The organism is Stenotrophomonas muris, assembly GCF_052751275.1.
Window position 1 is genome coordinate 1,205,740 of record NZ_CP199879.1, and the last position, 21,318, is coordinate 1,227,057.

Here is a 21,318-nt window from a genome sequence, read left to right on the forward strand (position 1 = left end):
GCCATGGCCCGACAGCCAACGCGCAATGATCGACCCACCATGGCGCATGAGCAGCCATCGCCTCCGCCTGGGCCGTCACTCGATCATCGGCCAGGTCTACGTTCTGACAACTACCACGCATCAGCGCCGCCGGCTCCTTGAAAGCAAAGCTGCAGCAGCATGTGTGATCGACCAGTTCGATTACATCGAGCAGCGCGGGCTCGTACGGTCACACGCATGGGTCGTCATGCCGGATCACGTCCACCGGATGTTCGAGCTGCGCGCAGCCCACCTTCCAGACATCGCACGCCGGATGAAATCGTCGAGCGCGCTTGCCCTGAATCGCTTGGCGGGCCGTTGAAGTACGGTGTGGCAGCCCGGCTACTTCGATCATGCCGTGAGGGCCGAGGAGTCGATGGCGCGGCAAGCGCTATACATCCGGGGGAATCCGGTACGCGCCGGTCTTGCTGGGCAGATTGGCGAGTATCCGCATGCGTGGTCGGTCTGGGTGTGATGCCGGCCAGCGGCCGGCACTACCAGTCAATGTTCAGCGCGGCCATTCGCTGTTCGGCGCCGCTTGAGTGCGCTTCGGCCGTGGTCGGTCCGGTTTGATGCCGGCCAGCGGCCGGCAGTACCACGGCAGAACCGAAGCGCAGCGCAGATCGTGTTCCGCGCACAGAGCACCCGCGATGGTAGTGCCGGCCGCTGGCCGGCAACCCCATGACCCGCGCGGAGACGCGTAGCCGCCGGCCAGCAGCCGGCGCTACTCCTTCGGCGTCTGGCGCGGCTTGCGCGTGCGCTTCGGCTTTGCGCTATCCGCACCGCTGGCGGCGCCATCCTGCAGTGCCTGCAGCCAGGACAAGGTGTCCACGTAGTCGATGAAGTGGCGCAGGTAGCCGGGGCTGGTGGCCTGCATCGTGTCCAGCATGCGCTGCACCAGCACCGCCGAGTTCAGCGGGCCGCCGTCAGCCGGGGCCTCGGCGCGCAGGGAGCGGCGCACCTGCAGCTCGCTGCGCAGCTCCGACCACTCGCGCTGCACCTGCTGCAGCATCGGCACCTGCGGGTAATGCGGCAGCGAGCGCGACCCTGCATCAAGGTCGCGCACCAGTGCGCGCAGGCCTTCGAGCGCTGGCGACTTACTTGGCATCCGGGGCCTTGGGCTTGGGAATCGGCGCGATCTCGACGCGACGGTTGCGTGCGCGGCCTTCCTCATCGGCATTGGAACTGACCGGCTGCTCGCTGCCGAACGCAGCGGCGAACACGGCGTCCGCCGGTACGCCATCGGCGATCAGGGTGCGGGTCACGGTCAGCGAGCGCTGCGCCGACAGCTCCCAGTTGTCGGCGAAACGCCGGTTGCCTTCGCGTACCGGCGCGTCATCGGTGAAGCCGCTGACCATCAGGATCTCTTCGCGGCTGCCCAGGTAGGCGGCCAGCGGTGCGGCCAGGCTGCGCAGCAGCTCCTGGCCTTCGGGCTGCAGCTGGTCGGAGTTCAGCGCGAACAGCACGCTGCCGCTGATGCCGATGCGGCCATCCACCAGCGTCACGCGGCCGGCCGCCAGCGGTCCAGCCAACGCTTGCTCCAGCGTCTGCAGGCGCTTGCCTTCGGCCTGGCGCTGTTTCACTTCCTGGTCCAGTCGCTGCGACAGCTCCAGCTGCACGGCGACCACACCGACCAGTATCAGCACGAACGCGCCCAGCAGCACCGACATCAGGTCGCCGAAGGCTGCCCAGATCGGGGCATGCGAACCGCCGTCGACCTCCAGCTCGTCGCTCATGCGCTGCCGGCCTTGCCGCGGCGCGCGGCCAGCTGCTGCAGTTCTTCCATCACCTGCTTCTGCGACAGCAGGCTGAGGTCGACCACCTCGCGCGCCTGGGCTACGTAGTAGGCCAGCTGCTCGTCGCTGCGGGCCAGCGAGGCATCCAGTGCGCCGCCGATCTGTTCCAGGCGGCCGGACAGCTCGGTGGCGGCACTGCCGAACTGCGCGACCGCTTCGCCGAACGTGCCGGCCAGCTGGCCCACTTCGGCAGCGCTGCCGTTGAGCGCTGCGGCAATGCCATCCAGCTTGCCGGTCTCTGCGGCGATATGGTCGGTGAAGCGATTGCCAACCCGCTCCAGCAGCTCGGCCGAGCCACCGACCAGTGCGTCCACAGCGGTGCGCTGCTCGTGCGAAGCGTGATTGATCGCATCCAGCAGGGTCTGCACGGTGGCCAGCAGGCGGCCGCGCTCTTCCAGCATCGCGTTGTCACGCACCAGGCTCTCGGACAGCGTGCTGCGCAGCTCGTTGATGACGTCGGCAGCAGCCTTGGGCGCGGCCGCGGCGGTCTGCAGCAGGGTAGACACTTCAGCCAGCGTGGCGCTGGCCTGCGCGCGACCGTTCTCGCCGATCTGCTGTGCGGTGGCCGCCAGGGTGTCGCAGACCTGCTGCTGCTGCGCAGCCAGGTGTTCGCCGTTGGCCTGCAGGCGCTCGGCCAGGTCGCTGGAAACGTGCTGCAAGGCTTCGCTCCAGCGCTGCAGGCGCTGTTCGTCGCCGGCCTGCAGCTGCGCCTGCAGCGCGGCGTGGGCCTGCTGCAGCTCGGCGCTGATCGCGTCCCAGCGCGCCTGGCGCTGCTGCTCGCGGCTGTCCAGGCCAGCCTGCAGTTCGGCGTGCGCGGCCGCGGCAGCGGCCTGCGCGGCCTGCCACTGCTGCGAACGCTGCAGTTCGTGGTCCTGCAGCAGCGCCTGGCTGGTGCTGTGGTGCTGCTCCAGCGCCTGTAGCAGCGCCTGCGCGCGCGCGTCCAGATGCTCGCTGGAGGCCAGCAACGCCTGCTGCTGGCGTTCGACCAGCGCGCTGTTGAGTGCCTGCTGCTGTTCGGCGGCGGCGCGCCATGCCTCGGCATTGCCGCGGGCATTGGCCTGCAGGCGCTCGCCGATACGCGCGACCAGTGCTTCGGCGTGCGTGCCCTGGCCATCGCTGAAGGCCTGCAGGTGCTGGCGCAGATCACTGACCAGCGCCTGTTGTGCCTGGGTCTGCTCGCTCACCACCTTGGCCCAGCTGGCCTCGGTGGCGACGCGGCTGCGCTCGAAACCCTCGCTCAGGCCGGCCAGCTGCTGCTGCACGGCCTGCTCGACGCGGGCATGCAGTGCTTCGCCGTGATGGGCCAGGCCAGCCAGGGTGGTTTCGGCCATCGGCTGCAGCGCACCACCGATGGCGGCGGCGCTGGCTTCGGCACCTTCGCGCAGCGACTGCTGCAGCGAGACGGCCAGGCGTTCCTGCAGGGCCTGGCTCTGGGTCAGGAACTCGGCCTGGCCGGCCAGCAGGCGCTCATTGGCGGCCGCACTGTGCTGTTCAAAAGTGCTGGTCATCGCCTGCAGGCGGTCGACCAGCGCCGGCAGCGCCGCAGACTGTGCCTGCAGCAGGCGCAGCGATTCGGCGCGCTGCCAGGCCTGCGAGTACGGATGCAGGTCGCCGGCAATGGCGCGGTCCAGCTGCTGCACGGCCTGCAGGCGGTCACGACGCAGCAATGCCGCCAGCAGGCCGAGCATGGCCGAGCTGGCCACACCGGCGATCGAGGTACCGAATGCCACCGCCAGGCCCTGCACCGGCGAGGCCAGCGAGCCGCGGATCGCGGCCATGTCGGTCGCACTCTGCAGCGCCAGGCCGGTGCCACGCAGCGTGTCCATCATGCCCAGCAGGGTGCCGAGCATGCCCAGCAGCACCAGCAGGCCAACCAGGTATGGGGTCAGCACCGGTGCGGGCAGGGCGGTGCGCTCGCCTTCCACGCGCAGGCGCACGGCGTTGCGCAGGCCCAGCGGCACGCGTTCCAGCCAGGCGGCGAGGCTTTCCTTCGCGCTGGACAGGTCGTTCAGCGCGCTGCGCAGGCCGTTGCTGGCCTGGCGGTAGCGATACAGCTCCACGCCACCGGCGACGTAGCAGGCCGCGATGATCGCCGCCACCGCTGCACCCAGCGGATGCACCGAAACGTAGCCAATGCCGATCCAGCACACGGCCAGCAGGCCGACAAGGAAAACAACGACATGGAAAACAGTTCTGGACATGGTGTTCCGGTCAGTGGGAGCGCAGGGCGTCTTGCAGCCCTTCGATCGGGTGGAAGCGCAGCTGCAGCTCGGCGAGCAGCAGGGTGCGCATGTCATGGCGGAAGGCCGCGCGCCAGCCGGGCTGGCCGTGCACGCGTTCAAAACGGGCGCCGAGTACCGCCGGCGCCGTGGCCAGCAGGCTGTGCTCGCGCGGGGTGAGGGTCTGTTCCATCACCGCATCGACCTCGGCCAGCCGCGCCAGCTCGGGTGAAACCTGCACCAGCTGGTCGCGCAGGCGGCCGCGCAGGCGCCCGGTGGCCGTCTGGATGGCCTGCTGCAGCACCCGATAGCGCTGGCGCAGCGAGGCGAAGTTGGGTACAGCGGCGGCTTCGGCCAGGTCCAGCAGGCGCTCGGCTTCGGCATCCTCACTGATCGAGGCCAGCAGGCTGGCGTGCGCCTGCGCGCAGTCGGCCAGCACATCCTCGAGCGCTTCGGCGGCTTCACCGGGCTCGGGCAGGCGTCCGCCGAGCGCCCCGGACAGGGCCACGGCGCGGCTCCAGTCCACCCACTGGCCGAGGCGATCGGTCAGGGCGGGACTGGTGGCCGGCATCGCGCCGTCGCTGAGACGGGCGAGCAGGCGGAGGAACTCCGGTCCACCCAGGACCGGCTGCGCTGCGTTCGCCATCAAGGGGTGAGGGGCCAAAAACCGTTGATTTTACAACCAGATGACCCGGCCTGGATGAAGGCGGGGCCGGGGGGAGGGGCCCCGCAGGCGCGACAAGGCTTAGAATGTCCGGCTGCACCCATCCGTTCGACCCCTGGAGTTCCCCAATGACTGTTGCGCAGTTCTACCCGATCGGCACCCCCGGACAGCCCTGGGGCGACGCGGAACGCGCACAGTGGCGGGCCCGCCAGCAGCGCCAGCGCAGCTACCACGACGATGTGGTGGCCGCGCTTGAACGCCTGGACGACAGCTTCGATGTGATCCAGTACGGTCAGCTGGACTACGCGCCGGACCATTACCCGCTGTTCGCCGTGGTCAACCACGACTGGAACCCGGCGCTGCCGACCGCGCTGATCACCGGCGGCGTGCACGGCTATGAGACCAGTGGCGTGCATGGCGCCCTGCAGTTCCTGGAACAGCAGGCCGAGCGCTACCTGGGCCGGCTGAACCTGATCGTGGCGCCGTGCGTCAGCCCATGGGGCTACGAGCGCATCCAGCGCTGGAACCCGGATGCCGTCGACCCGAACCGCAGCTTCCGTGACGGCGGCCAGATCGAGGAAGCCGCCGCGCTGATGCGCTGGGTGGCCGAGCGCAAGCCGAACCTGCTGGTGCACCTGGACCTGCACGAGACCACCGACAGCGACCTGCACGAGTTCGATCCGGCCCGCTGCGCCCGCGACGGCAAGCCGTTCGAGCGCGACACCATTCCGGACGGCTTCTACGTGATCGGCAACAGCGAGGATCCGCAGGCCGAGTTCCAGAAGGCCCTGATCGCCGCCGTCGCCCCGGTCACCCATATCGCCCCGGCCGACGCCGAGGGCAACCTGGTCGGCCTGCCGTTGCAGTCGCCGGGCGTGGTCTGGGGCGAATCGCGTTCGATTGGTGCCTGCGCCGGCTTCACTGATGCACGCTTTGCCACCACCACCGAGGTCTACCCGGACAGCCCGCGCACCAACCCGCAGGAATGCAACGACGCCCAGGTGGCGGCGGTATGCGCCGGCCTGGATTTCGCCCTGGCCGCACAGTAGCGTGCCACGTTCCGGGCGGTGACCGGCATCAGCCGGTGCCGCTTGGCCGGCGCGGTGGCGAGCGGCGCGCCGGTCGTCGCCCGGCAGCCGGCGAAGACATCCAGATCGCGCTGGTACACGCTGCTGCTGACACCGAACAGGCCCAGCAGGGAATGGAAGACATTGTCGTGGCTGTAGGCGCGGTGCAGCGCATTCCCACGCAGGCAGGCCATGTCCAGGCCCGCGTTGCGGCTGAACTCCGTTGAGAACCACATCACCATCGGCACCTGGGTCTGTTCGCGCGGGGCGATGAAGTAGGGCGTGCCGTGAAGGTACATGCCGCGTTCGCCGAGCGACTCACCATGGTCGGAGATATAGATCAGCGCAACGTCGCGGTGGTCCGAATAGCCCTGCAGCAGGTCGATGGTCTCCGCCAGCACCTGGTCGGTATGCACCAGGGTGTTGTCATAGGTGTTGACCAGTGCCTCGTTGCTGCAGTGCTGGATCTGGTTGCTGTCGCAGGTCGGGCTGAAGGCCCGCGACGCTGCGGGATACCGTTCAAAGTAGGTCGGCCCATGGCTGCCGAGTTGATGCAGCACGACCAGGGCATCGCCGTGGATGGCGTCGATGCGTGCGCCGAGCTGATGCAGCAGCACGTCGTCGTAGCAGGTGCCGTCGGCGTTGACGCACCGGCCGGCCACCTTGAGTGCGGGCATGTCCTCGGTCGGAACGCGCTCGCACACGCCCTTGCAGCCGCCATTGTTGTTGTTGCGCCAGAGCACGCCGACGCCGGTACGCTGCAGGATGTCGAGCACGTTCTCCTCGGTCGCCGCGCGGACGTCGTCGTATTGCTGGCGGGTCATCTGCGAGAACATGCACGGTACCGAAATCGCCGTTGCGGTTCCGCATGAGGAAACATCACTGAAGCTGATGACGCCATCCTTGCGCGAGAGCCGGGGATTGGTCGCGCGTGGGTAGCCGTTGAGCTGGACGTTCTGTGAACGCGCGGTCTCGCCGACGACCATGACCACCAGCTTCGGGCGCGGGCCCGGAAAGCGCCGCGCGTCCGTGCCGATTGGGCGCAACGGTTGCTGGCGGGTGCTGTAGAGGCTCTTCAGGTAGCCGTGGGTATGGCGCACCACGTTCAACGGCAGTACCTGGTCGCGGATGTAGCGGTTGTTGCGCAGCAGCGAGGAGTAGTCCTTGTAGAACGAAAAGCCGATCACCAGCAGCACCACAAGCGACGCCAGGACGTTGGCCGGCCACACCAGCAGCGAACGTATCGAACCGGCCCCGCTGGTGGTGCGCACCAGGGCGAGCCCGGCAGCGGGCAGCATGCCCAGCGCCAGCAGGGTCAACAGCAGCGGCAGCGACAGATAGGCGTTCAGTTCGGCCTGATTGGTCTCGAACACGTTCTGCACCATGCTGCGATCGATCAGCACGTTGTAGTGCAGCATGAAGTAGCTGCACGCGGCGCTGACGACAACGAGCAGCACCAGCAGCGGCCTGCGCAGGAATGGCAGTGCCAGCAGTGGCGTCAGCAGCAGGTTGAACAGGCAGAACAGCAGCGGCGGCAGGCTGGCCAGGAACAGCATGCTGCGCAGGCTGTTGAGATCGATCAGCCCCCAGAGCGTCTTCCAGAGGGCAATGTTTCCAATCGTGGCGAAGAACAGTGCGGCGGCCCAGACCAGAACGATTGGATGGGACCGCGGGAAACGGAGGCATTGACGCACGAGCAGGTTCCGCGGAACAGGAGTGCGCGCAGTATCGAAACGGCCTTATCAGGAAGTTGTCAGGATTGCCGGGCTAGCCCAGCAGGATCACGCCCCACACCGCACCCACCATCAACAACGCGGTGGTCTGCGCGGCGCTGCCCATGTCCTTGGCGTTCTTGGACAGCGGATGCTTCTCCAGCGAGATGCGATCAACCACGGCTTCAATCGCCGAGTTGAGCAGTTCCACCAGCAGGCTGATGAAGCAGACCGCCAGCACCAGTGCCCGCTCGACCGTGCTGATGTCCAGCACGAACGCAGCCGCCATCAGCAGCGCGTGCAGCAGCAACAACTGGCGGAACGCCGCCTCGCCGCGAAAGGTGGCGATGAAGCCATCGCGCGAATGGATGAGGGTGTGGAAGATGCGGCTCAATCCGGTCTTGCCGTGCGGGTACTTGCCGCTGTCCTTGGGGTGCTGCATGCCGTCTCCAGAGCGGGGGAGCAGCCCGGAGCATGTGCAGCCCGATGTCAGGAATCCGTCAGATGCGGGGGGCGGGGCCAGCGCAGGGTGAACCGGCACCCCTGCCCGGAGGATTGCACGGTCATCGTCCAGCCCAGGTGCTCGACGATGCGCTGCACGATCGACAACCCCAGCCCCTCGCCGCTGTGCGCGCCACCCGGCGCGAAGCGCTGGAACTGCCGTGGGTCGATGCTGGACGGCAGGCCGGGTCCGGTGTCAGCGACGATGAGTGCGGTGTCGTGGAGGGTGATTCGCACCTCGCCGCTTTCGGTGTACTGGCAGGCATTGCGCAGCAGATTCCAGATGATGCTGTGCGCCAGATCCGCGTTGGTGACCAGCACGGCGTCATGCCGGGCATCAAACGCAACGGTCACCGGCTTGCCGGAAAGCCAGGGCTGGCAGCGCTCCATGCAGGATTCGAGCAGCGGACGCAGGGCCACCGCGTTGCGCGGCACGGCGCCGGGGGCACGCGAGAGCAGCAGCAGGCAGGTCAGCTGGCGCTGCATCTCCTGGGTGGTACGCAGGATGCGTGCCGCGCTGGGAACCAGGTGGCTGTCGGCCGGAAGCTGGCAGGCCAGCGTTTCGGCAGCACCGCCGATGATGGCCAAGGGCGTGCGCAGCTCGTGGCTGGCATCGCCGCTGAAGCACTGCTCGCGATGCAGGAACCGTTCGAGCTCGTCACTATGGCGGGCAAAGGCGCGCGCGAGCACGCCGATCTCGTCGCGTGCGTCCTGGTAGGGAAAGGGCTTGTGGCCGTCCTGCACCGCATCGGCCAATCGTGTGATGGGCGCGATGACGTGGGTAGCGACCTTGCGGCCGATCAGGAAGGCGCCGAACACGCAGACCGAAATGACCAGTGCCGCAAAGGCATTGATCAGGTGTTCCAGATAGCCATAGGGTGCGGCGTCCTGCAGCAGGTAGTAGCGTTGGCCACCACTGTCGAACACACGCAGGTGCCACTCGTTGGGCGCCTCTTCGCCGTGGTAGCCCGGGCCGTATTGGCGCAGCACGACAGGCACGTCCTGGGCATCGAACAGCTGGGTCCCTGGTGGCAGGGCGGGGCGTTGGCCACGATCCAGCGCGGCCTGCAGCCTTTGCACTTCGCCGTGCTGGGTCCGTGCGACGACAGCAGTCCGGACCTGGTCGTAGTCGACCTGTTCGGCCAGTACGATGAAGCCCATGGCACCGGCCATCAACAGCACGAACGAGATCGTGATGCGGGTGCGCAGGCTCAGGCGGCGGTAGAGGGAGGCAGGGCTCACGCCTGCATGCGCCAGCCGACGCTGTGCACCGTGGTGATCAGCGCGGTGTCGAAGCTGCGGTCCACCTGCAGGCGCAGCTCATGGATGTGGGTTCGCAGCGCGCCGCTGTCCGGTGGCTCGTCGCCCCAGACCAGGTATTCCATCTCCTGCTTGCGCACCACGGCGGGAGCTGCACGCACCAGGCACATCAGCAGCTTGTGCGACGTGGGCGTCAGCGCAATGCAGCGGCCTTGCCGCCAGGCCTGTGGCGAGCGCGTGTCCACCTGCAGGTCCTTCCACGCCAGCACGCTCTGGACCTGGCGCCCCTGTGCCCTTCGTACGAGGGCCTTGATCCGTGCATCCAGTTCCACCAGCGAAAACGGTTTGACCAGGTAGTCATCCGCGCCCAGGGCCAGGCCCTGCACACGGTCTTCGACCGGATCGCGCGCGGTCAGCATCAGGATCGGCACCGGGTTCTGGAACTCCTGGCGCAGCTTCTGGCACAGCGTCATGCCGTCCAGGCGCGGCAGCATCAGGTCCAGCAGGATGGCGTCGTAGTCGTGCTGCGTGGCCCGGCGCAGGCCACTGGCGCCGTCGCGCGCGTCGTCCAGCACGTAGCCGAGCGGTTCAAAGAAGGCATACAGGTTGGCAACCAGCTCGGGGTTGTCTTCGATGATCAGCAGGCGGGTCATGGCATGCGTCCTTGCGCGTGGCCGAACTCTGCCCGATCGATGGCCGAATGCCAATGCCCTTGCTGAATGGATCGCGGCCTGGGTTCGGCCCGGTCAAGCGACGTTCAATCGCCCGGGCTGCGTGAATCGCGGATCGAGTAGATCACCGAGAAGATCTTCCAGCCCTGCTCCGTGCGGACCAGCTGCCACATTTCCTTGCCCCAGTTGGTCTTCACCCCATCGTCGTGGAAGCTGTAGTCAAACGAGACCGAGGCCACATCGCCGTCCGTCTCGATCTTCGTGTTGGAGAACTTCTCCTCCTTCGGCTTCGGCGAGGCGACCGCCCCGTCGATCAGCGCGATGAAGTTGTTGGCGGGAATCTGCCGTGCCTTGATCGCATCGGGCTTGGCCTTGCGGATGTCCTGCAGGCGCACATCCTCGGAAACGAACTGCCAGCCGATGTCTTCCGGTTTATCAGAGAAGAACAGGCCCATGTAGGTCGGCTTGTCCTTGTTGATCAGCGAGGTGCGGAACGCTTCGACCACCTGTTCGATCGCCTTGACGTCGGCGGGGGCGTCCTTTGCGGCGTGGGCCGGCAAGCACGCCGGGAGGAAAAAGGCGAGGGCAGCGAAGCGTGCACGTGCGTTGGGCATCATGGGGTCCTGGGGAGGAATAGGGTGGCGCGGGCGCATCACCGCGCGCAGGTTCGCCAGAAGAGCACGTGGTCTTCGGTCCTGTTGATGGCGACGAAGACTGATTTTCCGGATTCGGGCGCGCAGCGAAAGACGTGGTACGACGACTTGAGCGTCCCGTCGCCCGGCCACCAGTATCGATCGAACGCAACAGGATCGCTGCTACTGAATGTCGTTGTCTGGCAATCCGCAGGCAGCTGCAGTGATACCGCAGGGGGTTTGGTGAAGGCCAGCGCGCTGGTGCTCGAGTCGAGGTCATGTACCTCCCGCAGGTCGGTCGCCGCTTGCGGCACCCAGCCGGGAATCCATCCCTTGTTCACCATGTCGGAATCGAGCGCCTCGCGCAGCGTGTCGAACGAACTGTCCATAACCAGGCCGCAGGCGCATAGCACCGTGCAGGCCGCCAATGGAAAGGCAGATCGCAACTTGATCCAGGTGGTGGGTGGAAACATGGTTCCTGCTACCCCGGGGAATACCGTCCGACCTATCGGGTCAGTGCGTCGAACAGGCGATTGCGGTCCGCATCGCTCATCGACCAGCTCTGCCCGAGCGGGGCCATGCGCACGGATTCGGTCTGGCCACAGGCCCGGTACTGCCAGGTTTCCGAGCCATCGGGCTGGGCGGCCACGTCGATGCCGTCCAGGCGCGCGCACTGCAGCCGAGCCAGCACCATCGGTGCAAAGTGCAGCATGTAGTGCTGCACCCGGTCGGCCGGCATTGCCGTGCCGGAAGGCAGCGGGTGGGCCGGGCCGTACTCGGCGAGCAGGCCAACGCAGGTCGCTGCGGCGGACAAGGTATTGCGACCGAAGGCGCGGGAGGCATCCCGCTCCACACTCTTTCCCAGAGTCCTGCCTTCCTTGCTGCTGGCATAGGCCTCGGCGGCCTGCAGTTGCGCGGCGTCGAGTGTCGACAGCCAGTGCTTGCGGCCCTCCTGCAACTGCAGTTCCAGGCCGGGCAGGCTCTTCTGGCAGCGCGCGGTGATCGCCTGTGTCTGCACGAAATCCTGCCCACGATCGCCCGGCATTGCGGTCGCTGTTGCGGCCGCTGTTGCCGCCGCTGGGGCAACAGCCAGGGCCATGCAGGCGATCACCAGATTCCGTCCCATTCCATTGCGCATCCTGCACCCCATGGAGAGTTTGACGGCGCACGCTAGCACGGATGCCGGGCGCTGCAACAGGCCCGCGTGTCGAGGTTTGACGTTGAAGAAGGTCTGCGCGGATGATGCGCGGGCGCGCGGCGCAGGAGGGGATCTGTCAATGAGGGCACTGATGTGGGGGCTTGCGGGCCTGTTCGTGGCGTACGTTGCCGGTTGCTCGGCGATCTCGGCGTGGCATTCCCACGCGCTTGCCTCGGTCCCGGTCGGGGCGAGCAGGGGCGAGGTACTGCGGGCGCTGGGGCCCCCTGACGTGGTGGAGCACGCCGATGTTCCCTTCACCCGCTATGCCAGCCGTGGATGCAGTGGTCGCTGTGCGCAGCGATGGTGGTATGAGAACCGGCTGGGACTGGATACCGAAGCCTGGTCGGTGGAACTGGATGCTTCCGATCGCGTAATTGCAACGTCGCGCCTGACATCACCGTAGACGACCGCAGCAAGCGCATGCGTATCCATCGTCCTTTCATCTTCATCGCAAGCCTGGCCCTGATGGCGTGGTGCGGGCTGATGGGCGTACTGGTGCTCATCCATGGCTTCAACGAGCACGGCCTGCGCTGCGGCAGGCTGTGCTCACTGCAGATCTCCATCCGCCTGCTTTTGGGTGATCGAGGATTCGAAATACTGGTGGCGATGGGGCTATTTGCCACAGCGCTGATGTGCGGGTATATCGCGCTGCGGGAGGGCCTGCATGGCGGGCCGCGGAGGCGGGCGGGGCGCCGTGGGCGCAGACACCGCCGACCGGGGCGGCCCCGGTCGTAAGGTGTCTGCACCGATGTAAATCGCTGCGTGTGCGGACGCTGCAGGTCGCTTCAGCGATGCAGGGCGTCGATGATCAGCCCGGTGGCGATCTCCACCAGCAGGTACTCGTTATCGGACTGGCGCACCCAACGCCGGTCGCGGCCCGGTTCGCGCAGGTCATAGCGCGCGTAATCGTCTACCCAGTAGCGGCGGTCCACTTCGGCCCACGGCAGGCGCTCGCCACGTCGCCAGGCCTTCTTCTGCCAGCCCGGCGGCGGCGCATCGCGGTTATGCGGGCCGCCCGCATGCGGCGGCGGGCCGTTGCCGCGGGCGTGGTGCGGCGGATCGGCGAAGGCGGGGGCCGCAGCCAACGCGGTGGTGGTGGTCAAGGCGATGGCAAGCAAGCGTGTGGTCTTCATGGAGATGCCTCCGTCATGGCCGCAGCATGCGGCGCTGTGGCGGGAATATAGGGCAGTCAGTGTGAATGAATACGGGTGTAGGCGGTACATTCCTGAACAGACGGCGCGGCCTGCAGCCGCTGCCAGGCAACGGGTCACTGGACCCCGCCCGGGGCTGAATCTGTTGCAGCCCAGCCTCCACCCAACGACAGGAAAAGATCCATCTGCCGGTCAATGCGCTCCGCGCGCGAGACGGCCAATGCGGACTCCGCATCTGCCAGCGCGGCCTGGGCAGAAAGCAGGTCGAGAAAATCGATCCTGCCGAAACGGTAGAGCTGCTGCGCCTGCCCGGCGGCCCGCGCTGCATCCCCACGCGCCTGCGCCAGGCTGCGCTCGCGTTCAAGCTCCTGCGTGCAGGCAGAAAGCGCGGTCTCGGTCTGCCGCAGTGCCTGCAGCACGACGCCGTCAAAGGACGCGAGCGCGGTATCTGCGTTGGCACCGGCCGCTGCGATGCGGGCCTTGGCCACGCGGCGGTTGGGCCAGTGCCATGACAGCACGGGACCGATGCCCGCACCGAAGCCGTCGGCCGACAGCAGATGCGCCGGTGTGCCGGCCACGCCCGAAGAGGCGCCCAAGGTGATCTGCGGATAGAGACCCGCCGTCTCGACACCGATCATTGCAGTCGCGGCGGCCAGGCTGCGTTCGGCGGCACGTATGTCGGGGCGCCGCTGGAGCAGCTGCCAGCCATCACCGACCGGCAGCGCCTGCTCCAGCTCAGGGGGCTGGGGGCAGGCTTCGGCCTCCCTGGGATAGTCCGCCGGGAGCCTGCCCATCAGTGCGGCCAGTTCGAACAGTGCGGCCTGCCGTTCCGCCAGCAGGTGCGGTATCGCCGCCGCGCTGCGATTGACGGCGGCACCGGCACGGCTGACATCGAAGTCCGTTCCGCGCCCGCCTGCAGCCAGGCGTCGGGTTGCGTCCAGGGTGGCGCGCTGCACCGCCAGCACCTGCCGGGTTGCAGCGAGCGTGTGATTGCGGGTGCACACCTGGAGATAGGCACGGGTGACGGCCGCAGCGACGACCACGCGGACCTGGTCGCGTGCCGCAGCAACCGCCTCCGCGTCGGCGTTGGCGGCTTCGATGCCGCGGCGGATGCCGCCTGCAAGATCCAGTGGATAGGAGAGGTGAAGGCCGAGCGCATACGACTGTGGCGCGGCCGATGCCTGGGTGTAGCCACCGGCATGGGTGAGCGTGCCCGATGCATCCACGTCGGCTTGCACGGCACCGCGCGCGCGGTACTCCAGCACGGTGGCGCTGGCGCGCCGAAGGTTGGCATCGGCGGCGCGCAGGTCGGTATTGGCCGCCAGTGCTTCGCGTACGTAGGCGTCAAGCTGGGGGTCGCCATACAGGTGCCACCACCGATCCGGTGGCACGTCGTGACTGAGCGACGGGTCCTGGCCCGAGACGAACGCCCGCGCAGCCTGTTGTGAAGCTGCGACGGCGTTCGCAGGCAGGTGATAGTCGGGGCCGGATACGCAGGCCGTCAGGGGCAGCAACAGGGCAAGCAGCCCACCACGTACTGTCCGCACGCTCACTTGCAGGCTCCCGGTGCCGAGGGCGTGATGGTCACACTCGCAGTGCGACCCACGATCAGGCGCGTATCCGGCGGCGCATCATCGATACGGATGCGTACCGGGATGCGCTGTGCCAGCCTCACCCAGGTATAGGTCGGCGCCACGGCCGGCAGCAGGTTGTGCGTGCTGGAGCGCTGATCGTCGGCAATGCCGGCGGCGATGGTCTCCACGTGTCCGCGGACATCGCGGGTGTCGCCCATCAGCCGCGCCACGGCGGCATCGCCCTCGGTGATGCAGCCCAGTTTGGTTTCCTCGAAGTAGCCCTCGATGCGCAGGCTGCCGGTGTCGATCAGCGCCAGCGCCTGCGCGCCCGGTTGCAGGTAATCGCCCGCATGCAGGTCCAGGTTGGTGACGATGCCGTCGGTGCTCGCGCGCACCTCGGTGCGTTGCACGTTGAGCTGGGCAACGCGCTGTTCGGCCCGTGCCTGCGCCAGGGCGGCCAGCTCGGTATCGACCTTGGCGGCATTGCGTTCGCGTGTTTCCGAGGCGACCAGGTTGCCAAGTGCGTTGTCCCGCGTCGATTCGCGGCGGGCCAGCGCCAGCGTCGCGCGTGCGCTGCTGACCGCTGCGTCGGCCTTCTCAAGCGCGGCAGCCAGGCGTGGCTGATCCAGCACCAGCAGCAGTTGTCCGGCGCTGACCCGCTGGTTGTCGTGCACCAGCACCTGGGTGACCAGCCCCCCCATGTCCGACGCAACGCGCACCACATCGGCGCGGACCCGTCCATCCCGCGTCCACGGGCGTGTTTCGTAACGCTTCCAGATGGACAGCGCGGCGACGACAGCAATCGCGAATACAACCAGCGTAGCGCTCCAGCGCCCGATGACAGCAAGCAGGTGTTTCATTTCATTTCTCGAGCAGGGGCGAGAGCCGGATCATCAGCTCCGCCAGGATCACGAACAGGGACAGGCCCACCAGTGGTCGCGCGGCGAACAAGCGGTACAGACCGAGACTGGCGAGCAGGCGCGAGGTCAGCATCGACAGCGCCAGCGCGGCGGCGGCCACGGCGAGCAGGCCGGGGATCAGCACGCCATCAATGGAGAGATCAGAAAACATGAGGTCAGTGCCGAAGGGTGAGAGCAGGCGCCAGCAGGTCGCGGCGCAATCCGCAGAGCAGGTGCGACAGATGCTCACGATCATCCCCGCTGCTGGCCACTGCTGCCTCGCGCATGCGGTCGAGCAGTTCCAGAAGATGGGCGTCGACACTGCGTGGCGCGTGCGCGCGGATCCTGAAATGTGCGGCGACGCGTTCGATCAGCGCCGCATGAAGCACCCGGACCTGCGGGTTTTCCTGGCACTTGTCCAGTGCGCGGAGTTGGTTGGATGCACGTACCGCACGCACGTCCGCAAACAATGCCCGCAGGTCGTCTGCGGTACTGGAACCGCCCCGCAACCGGGGAGCGAGCAGCCCGATTCGATCCAGCATGCGGCTGAGCCAGGCCCGGGCCACGCCACCTTGTCCGGCGGCGTGTCGTGCGATATCCCGACGGATCGAACGCTCCAGCCGTGCGCGGTTGCGGCCCGCATCGGCGGTCTGGAACAGCTGCATGCTGCACAGTGCCACTGTCGTACCCACGAACAACGCTACGCTGTTGTTGAGTGCGCCGACGATGTTGACCGTATTGGTCGCGCCCAGTCCCGCGATGAGCGGAAACGTCAGCACCACGCCCAGGGCAGCCATGATGAAGGGAGGCCGGGCCAGGAACGATCCGCACAGCAGCAGCGCAGGCGCCAGCGCGGCAGTCAGGCCGACGACATCGGACAGCGCGGGGAAGATCAGCAGACCGTAGAGCAGGCCGACGCCAACGCCGATCAACGATCCCACCAGATAGCGCATGACATGCGGCGCAGGCGCTTCGATCGTGCCGAACAGCACGCACGCCGTGCCGATGATGGACACCGCCGTGGCGCCGTCCGACCAGCCGGTAACGATCCACAACACGCAGCTCAGCAGGATGCCGACGAACGCGCCCAGCGCGCTGCGCAGGGCAAGCCGATGATCCCGGTGAAGTACCGCACCCTGCGCATGTCGCGCAAGGCGGGCAGGTACATGCCGGCGCCAGTCGGGCCGGGCAGTGCATAGTTGTGCCTGCAGCACGCGGCAGTCGGTGTGGGCGAGGTCGAGCTCGGCCTGTTGCGCGGCGAGGCCGGTCTGCATCAGCTCGCGCCAGCCAGGCGAATCCATCGCGCTGGCCTGTGATGAGCGCAGCCGTGCGAGGGAATCTTCCACCGCGCTGGAGAGCATCAGTACATCCAGCATCCGGTCATGCAGGGCGCGCAGGATCTGCACCTGGGCCACGCCGTGGGCGCTGTCGAAGGGCAGGTGGATCGACAGCACATGCAGCTCGAGCAGGTCGGCGGCCACTTTCGAGCGGTCCGTCGCCAGCACCGTGTCCGATGCACCGGCGCGCATGTCCCGTGTCCATCGTTCCGCGTCATCCAGCACGGCAGCAACCCGCGCGTGCACGCGTATCGAGACCCGGCGCGGCAGCACCAGCGCGTGTACCAGCGTTGCGGCCAGGATGCCGATGGCGATTTCCTGCACCCGCGTGATGGCAATGGTGAACACGTCTCCCGGCACCATCACCGCAGGAAAGCCGATCAGGCTGGTGGTATAGCCGGCCAGCAGGAACGCATAGGCACGTGGCGTGCGGTCGAGCATCGCCAGATACAGGCACAGCGCCATCCAGGTCGCGAGCGCGGCGCTCAGCACCAGGGGTGCATTGGCGAAACGTGGCACCAGCACGACGGTGGCGACGGCTCCGCCCACGGTACCGAGCAGGCGGAACAGGCCGCGGCTGAGTGTCGCCCCGGACAGAGGCTGCGATACCAGATAGACCGTGCCGATCACCCAGAACGGGCGATTCAGGCCGATCCTTAGAGAGACATACAGCCCCAGCGACGCGGCGAGCAGGCATTTGAGCGAGAACAGCACCGCCTCCTGGTCGGTCCTGAGGGCAGGGCTTTTCAACCAGGCGAATGCCTGGAACACGTGGAGACGGGCAGGGGTGGGGGCGTGCATGCGGCTCATGCTAGTGATCGGCCGCACTGGCGAATTTCGCTACAATGACAATCAATCGCTAAAACCGGTCAATGTGAGAATGGCTCGCATTTCGCTCCCCGGCTTTGACCTGGACCCGGACGAGACCGATCGCCCGGCGGTTGCCAGCCGCCTGCAGGTGGCCGAGCACGACGCGGAAATTCCGGTGCATGAGCACCGCAAGGGTCAGCTCATTCTTGCGCTGCATGGCGCGGTGACCTGCGAAGTGGCCAATGCGCTGTGGATCGTGCCGCCCCAGTGTGGCGTCTGGATTCCGGGCGGCATGCCGCACAGCAACCGCGCCACCGCCAACGCGCGCCTGTGCTACCTGTTCGTCGAGCCCGGCATCGTCGACCTGCCGGCGCAGTGCGTGACGCTGGCCATCTCGCCGATGCTGCGCGAGATGATCCTGCATCTGGCCGACGCGCCGCTGGACTATCCGCATGGCAGCCACACCGACCGGCTGGCGCGGGTGTTGCTGGACGAGCTGGTACAGATGCCGGCCGAGCATCTGTCGCTGCCGGTCAGCCATCACCCGAAGGTGCGTGCGCTGGCGGCGGCGCTGTCGGCGGATCCGGCAGACCGCAGCACCATCGGCCAGTGGGCCGTGCGCCTGGCCCTCGGCGAGCGCACGTTGACCCGGCTCATCGAACGGGAAACGGGCTTGTCCTTCGGGCGCTGGCGGCAGCAGCTGCACCTGCTCATCGCCATTCGTGAACTCGCCGCCGGTGCACCCGTACAACGCGTTTCCGAGACGTTGGGCTATGAGTCGGTGACGGCCTTCATCACGATGTTCAAGAAAGCGCTTGGCCTTTCCCCGGCGCGGTACTTTGCGGTGCGCCTGCGTGGGCAGTAGCGGGGAACAACCCGGGAAGCCCCTGCCTGGAACAGCTACTTCGAGGTGCCGGAGACCGATTGAATCGCGGCCACCACCGCAGCAGGCTCCTCGCGCTGGAGGGTGTGGCCGGTTGCCAGGTAGCGGTACGAGCCGCGCGTGAATCCCGAAAAGAGCAGGGCGTGCTGTGCTTTCCAGAGTGCCTTGCCCTCTGCGGTTTCCTCGAAGAACAGCGGTTCGGCAGCCAGCTGGGTTGCAGTCAGCAGCGCTACCGGCACGTCCGGCATCGTGCGCGGGGTTTCCGCACCGGGTGCATCCAGCTGTTCGGTCAGGACGGCGTAGTCGGCGGCCATGGCCGGCGGCAGCATCGCCCGCAGCTGGGCATCATCTGCCTGCACGCGGGCACTGTCGGCCTGCTTGAACGCATGGCGCTGACCCATCGTGGCCGGGTCCACCAGCACCAGGCCCTGCAGGCGCTCCGGTTGGCGGCGTGCAAACTCCGTGGCCAGCAGGCCGCCATAGGAATGACCCACCAGCACCACGCGGCGACCGGGGGCGAGCGTATCGATCACGGCCGTGAGGTCGGCCAGATGCGCATCGCCGTCCGGCCAGGTGCAACAGATCACCGAGCCCGACGGCAGCAGCGTTTCCTATGTCTACGATGCGGCGCTGCGCTTGACCGATATCGAGGACAACGCGGGCAACACGATTCACTACACGCTGGACAATGCCGGCAATCGCCTCAAGGAAGACACGCTCGATGCAGGCGGTACCCTGCGCCGCACCCTGGCACGGACGTTCAACACGCTCGGCCAGCTGACCGCACTGAAGGACGCGAGCAATCACGCCACCGGCTTTGCCTACGATGCCAACGGCAACCCGCAGACGGTGACCGACGCACTGCAGCGCGTGACCAGCCAGCAGTACGACCCGTTGAACCGCTTGGCGCAGACCCTGCAGGACGTGGGCGGCGTGGCGGCGGAGATCCGCAGCCAGTACAACGCGCTGGATCAGGTCACCCAGGTCACCGACCCGAAGGGTCTGCACACCACTTATGCCTATAACGGTTTCGGTGATCTGACCGGGCAAGTCAGCCCGGACAGCGGTGCCAGCAGCTTCACCGTGGATGCCGCCGGCAATCGCAAGACGGCCGCCGATGCACGCGGCGTCACCGCCACCTATCACTACGATGGGCTCAACCGCCTGATCGGCATCGCCTATCCGGACCCCAATCTGGACGTGGGCTACAGCTATGACGTGGCGCCGGCCGCCTGTGCCGCCGACGAGCGCTTCGCCAAGGGACGGCTTGGGCAGGTGCTGCATGCCAATGGCAGCACCCAGTACTGCCATGACCGCTTCGGCCAGGTCACCCGCAAGGTACAGACCGTCAACGGCGTTGCCAGCACGCTGCGCTACGCCTATAGCAAGTCGGGCCGCCTGACCGCGTTGACCTACCCCGACGGCAGCGTGGCTGACTACGTGCGCGATACCCAGGGCCGCATCAGCCAGATCGGCCTGACCCGCCCCGGCCAGGCGCGCCAGATCGTGGTGAACAACGTGACCTATGCGGCCTTCGGCCCGGCGACCGGCTGGACCTACGGCAACGGCCGCCAGCTGCAGCATCCGCTGGATCTGGATTACCGCCCGCAGGCGGTGCATGACCCGGCCGCCGGTGGCCTGTCGCTGGGCTATGGCTACGATCCCGTCGGTTCGATCACCGAGCTGAAGAACGGCACAGGCTCGACGGTGCTGGCCAAGTACGCCTATGACGCGCTGGGTCGCCTGACCCAGACCCAGGACGGCACGACCGGCACGCCGATCGAAACCTATGCCTATGACGCCACCGGCAATCGCACCGCGCTGACCACCTCGGCAGGCACGGCCAGCTACACCTATCCCGCAACCAGCCACCGGCTGACCGCCGTGGACGGCGAAGCGCGCGACCATGACGCGGTGGGCAACACCACCCGCATCGGCGGCAAGTCGTTCATCTACAACGATGCCAACCGCATGAACGCGGTGAAGCAGGGCAATGCGGTGCTGGAAAGCTACGGTTACAACCATCGCGGCGAGCGCGTGTTGCGCTCCGCGGCCGCCGGCGCGGCTCAGATCACCTTGTACGACGAGGCGGGGCAGTGGCTGGGCAACTACTCGGCCACGGGGCAGGCGCAGCAGCAGGCCATCTGGCTGGACAACTACCCGGTGGCACTGATCAACACGCCGGCTACCGGCGTGCCGGAGCTGGCCTACGTGCAGCCGGATCATCTGGGCACGCCGCGCGTGGTGATCGATCCGGTACGGAATGTCTCGATCTGGGAGTGGAGCAACAAGAGCGAGGTGTTCGGCAACCAGATTCCGAGTGCAGACCCGGACGGGGATGGTGTGGCGTTCGAGCTGGCGCTGCGCTTCCCGGGCCAGCAGGCCACGGATGCGAGTGGGTTGTTCTACAACTATCAGCGGGAATACGACCCGGCGGTGGGGCGGTATTCGCAGAGTGATCCAATTGGATTGGAGGGTGGGATTTCCACCTTCTCATATGTTGGCTCTCGGCCAACCTTCTCGATCGATCCGCAGGGGCTTCAGGTTATCGGAAGCCCAAGGGAGATGGTCAATCCCCTCGATGAGTCCCAGGCAAGAATGTTGCTTCCATGGGTTGCGGACATGACTCCAGGTGTCGGGGACGTCAAAGGCATTTACGAAGCATGTGAGAACCCAACGCCGGGCAATATTGCGATGGCGGCGATCGGTATTGGCCCTCTTAAGCTCCTGAAACTGCCAGTCAAAGCTGGCCGGATACTGCTCACATTTGGCCGAGTGGACAATCAGGTTTATCACGCCTTCCGGCACGTCGAAAAGGCTGGGATGGATAGCGTTAGTGTGAAGGCGGCGATTGCCGCCGATATTGAGCGAATCGGGGCGAATCACCCCTCTGGAACATATTCTGGCTCTGTGACGGTCGACGGTG

General features: G+C 67.0%; 19 protein-coding genes and 3 pseudogenes. 5 read left to right on the forward strand and 17 right to left on the reverse strand.

Going from position 1 to position 21,318, the window contains the following annotated elements:
• Positions 1-46: 46 nt before the first annotated feature.
• Positions 47-493 (forward strand): annotated as a pseudogene (locus ACUVWL_RS05365) (REP-associated tyrosine transposase).
• A 249-nt stretch (positions 494-742) separates the two neighbouring features.
• On the opposite strand, the gene ACUVWL_RS05370 reads toward ACUVWL_RS05365, so the two are convergent.
• From ACUVWL_RS05370 to ACUVWL_RS05385, 4 genes are read right to left on the reverse strand one after another with little or no spacing between them, the layout of a single operon-like run.
• Positions 743-1,198, reverse strand: coding sequence for a DUF2894 domain-containing protein (locus ACUVWL_RS05370; protein WP_343229550.1), 456 nt, complete (start codon positions 1,196-1,198; stop codon positions 743-745).
• Positions 1,116-1,754, reverse strand: a complete 639-nt coding sequence (locus tag ACUVWL_RS05375; RefSeq protein ID WP_049439405.1) for an OmpA family protein — start codon at positions 1,752-1,754, stop codon at positions 1,116-1,118. The genes ACUVWL_RS05370 and ACUVWL_RS05375 overlap by 83 nt, the downstream gene beginning before the upstream one ends.
• Positions 1,751-4,015, reverse strand: a complete 2,265-nt coding sequence (locus tag ACUVWL_RS05380; protein ID WP_445978889.1) for a DUF802 domain-containing protein — start codon at positions 4,013-4,015, stop codon at positions 1,751-1,753. The genes ACUVWL_RS05375 and ACUVWL_RS05380 overlap by 4 nt, the downstream gene beginning before the upstream one ends.
• Positions 4,016-4,025: 10 nt before the next feature.
• Positions 4,026-4,679, reverse strand: a complete 654-nt coding sequence (locus ACUVWL_RS05385; protein WP_014647411.1) for a DUF3348 family protein — start codon at positions 4,677-4,679, stop codon at positions 4,026-4,028.
• Positions 4,680-4,825: 146 nt separating this feature from the next.
• Here ACUVWL_RS05385 and ACUVWL_RS05390 point away from each other — a divergent pair, with 146 nt between their 5' ends.
• Positions 4,826-5,746: a M14 family metallopeptidase gene (locus tag ACUVWL_RS05390; RefSeq protein WP_033835608.1), complete on the forward strand. Its 921-nt coding sequence runs from the start codon at positions 4,826-4,828 to the stop codon at positions 5,744-5,746.
• On the opposite strand, the gene ACUVWL_RS05395 is transcribed toward ACUVWL_RS05390, so the two are convergent.
• The 7 genes from ACUVWL_RS05395 to ACUVWL_RS05425 form a co-directional block, all read right to left on the reverse strand.
• Positions 5,650-7,458 (reverse strand): phosphoethanolamine transferase, encoded by a 1,809-nt coding sequence (locus ACUVWL_RS05395; protein WP_445978890.1) that lies wholly within the window; start codon positions 7,456-7,458, stop codon positions 5,650-5,652. The genes ACUVWL_RS05390 and ACUVWL_RS05395 overlap by 97 nt on opposite strands.
• A gap of 73 nt (positions 7,459-7,531) precedes the next feature.
• Positions 7,532-7,918, reverse strand: coding sequence for a diacylglycerol kinase (locus ACUVWL_RS05400; RefSeq protein ID WP_014647409.1), 387 nt, complete (start codon positions 7,916-7,918; stop codon positions 7,532-7,534).
• A gap of 47 nt (positions 7,919-7,965) precedes the next feature.
• Entirely contained in the window at positions 7,966-9,219 is a 1,254-nt protein-coding gene (locus tag ACUVWL_RS05405; protein WP_049439413.1) for a HAMP domain-containing sensor histidine kinase, read from the reverse strand.
• Positions 9,216-9,890: a response regulator transcription factor gene (locus tag ACUVWL_RS05410; RefSeq protein WP_014647407.1), complete on the reverse strand. Its 675-nt coding sequence runs from the start codon at positions 9,888-9,890 to the stop codon at positions 9,216-9,218. Before ACUVWL_RS05410 ends, ACUVWL_RS05405 begins: the two co-directional genes overlap by 4 nt.
• A 104-nt stretch (positions 9,891-9,994) precedes the next feature.
• Entirely contained in the window at positions 9,995-10,525 is a 531-nt protein-coding gene (locus ACUVWL_RS05415) for a nuclear transport factor 2 family protein (RefSeq protein ID WP_049439415.1), read from the reverse strand.
• Between the two features lie 35 nt (positions 10,526-10,560).
• A complete protein-coding gene (locus tag ACUVWL_RS05420) occupies positions 10,561-11,013 on the reverse strand; it encodes a hypothetical protein (RefSeq protein ID WP_445978891.1) in 453 nt (150 codons plus the stop codon).
• Positions 11,014-11,045: 32 nt separating this feature from the next.
• Positions 11,046-11,666 (reverse strand): hypothetical protein, encoded by a 621-nt coding sequence (locus tag ACUVWL_RS05425; protein WP_134808980.1) that lies wholly within the window; start codon positions 11,664-11,666, stop codon positions 11,046-11,048.
• Positions 11,667-12,158: 492 nt separating this feature from the next.
• Here ACUVWL_RS05425 and ACUVWL_RS05430 point away from each other — a divergent pair, with 492 nt between their 5' ends.
• Complete coding sequence (locus ACUVWL_RS05430) at positions 12,159-12,473, forward strand: hypothetical protein (protein ID WP_401729678.1); 315 nt, start codon at positions 12,159-12,161, stop codon at positions 12,471-12,473.
• A 50-nt stretch (positions 12,474-12,523) separates the two neighbouring features.
• Here the strand turns inward: ACUVWL_RS05430 and ACUVWL_RS05435 are convergent, their stop codons facing one another.
• The 5 genes from ACUVWL_RS05435 to ACUVWL_RS05455 all read right to left on the reverse strand — a co-directional run bounded on the left by ACUVWL_RS05435 (position 12,524) and on the right by ACUVWL_RS05455 (position 17,500).
• Positions 12,524-12,871, reverse strand: a complete 348-nt coding sequence (locus ACUVWL_RS05435; protein ID WP_049439424.1) for an RcnB family protein — start codon at positions 12,869-12,871, stop codon at positions 12,524-12,526.
• A gap of 134 nt (positions 12,872-13,005) precedes the next feature.
• Complete coding sequence (locus ACUVWL_RS05440) at positions 13,006-14,442, reverse strand: efflux transporter outer membrane subunit (RefSeq protein WP_445978892.1); 1,437 nt, start codon at positions 14,440-14,442, stop codon at positions 13,006-13,008.
• Complete coding sequence (locus tag ACUVWL_RS05445; protein WP_014647402.1) at positions 14,439-15,323, reverse strand: efflux RND transporter periplasmic adaptor subunit; 885 nt, start codon at positions 15,321-15,323, stop codon at positions 14,439-14,441. Before ACUVWL_RS05445 ends, ACUVWL_RS05440 begins: the two co-directional genes overlap by 4 nt.
• Before the next feature lies 1 nt (position 15,324).
• On the reverse strand, positions 15,325-15,534 hold the full coding sequence (locus ACUVWL_RS05450; protein WP_014647401.1) for a DUF1656 domain-containing protein: 210 nt from the start codon (positions 15,532-15,534) through the stop codon (positions 15,325-15,327).
• Between the two features lie 4 nt (positions 15,535-15,538).
• Entirely contained in the window at positions 15,539-17,500 is a 1,962-nt protein-coding gene (locus ACUVWL_RS05455) for an FUSC family protein (RefSeq protein WP_445978893.1), read from the reverse strand.
• A 79-nt stretch (positions 17,501-17,579) separates the two neighbouring features.
• Between ACUVWL_RS05455 and ACUVWL_RS05460 the strand changes: the two genes are divergently transcribed.
• Positions 17,580-18,374, forward strand: a complete 795-nt coding sequence (locus tag ACUVWL_RS05460) for an AraC family transcriptional regulator (RefSeq protein WP_014647399.1) — start codon at positions 17,580-17,582, stop codon at positions 18,372-18,374.
• A gap of 35 nt (positions 18,375-18,409) precedes the next feature.
• Here ACUVWL_RS05460 and ACUVWL_RS05465 read toward each other — a convergent pair.
• A pseudogene (locus ACUVWL_RS05465) lies at positions 18,410-18,952 on the reverse strand (alpha/beta fold hydrolase); the annotation flags it as partial.
• Here ACUVWL_RS05465 and ACUVWL_RS05470 point away from each other — a divergent pair.
• Positions 18,882-20,933 (forward strand): annotated as a pseudogene (locus ACUVWL_RS05470) (RHS repeat-associated core domain-containing protein); the annotation flags it as partial. The pseudogenes ACUVWL_RS05465 and ACUVWL_RS05470 overlap by 71 nt on opposite strands.
• Positions 20,934-21,318: the final 385 nt, after the last annotated feature.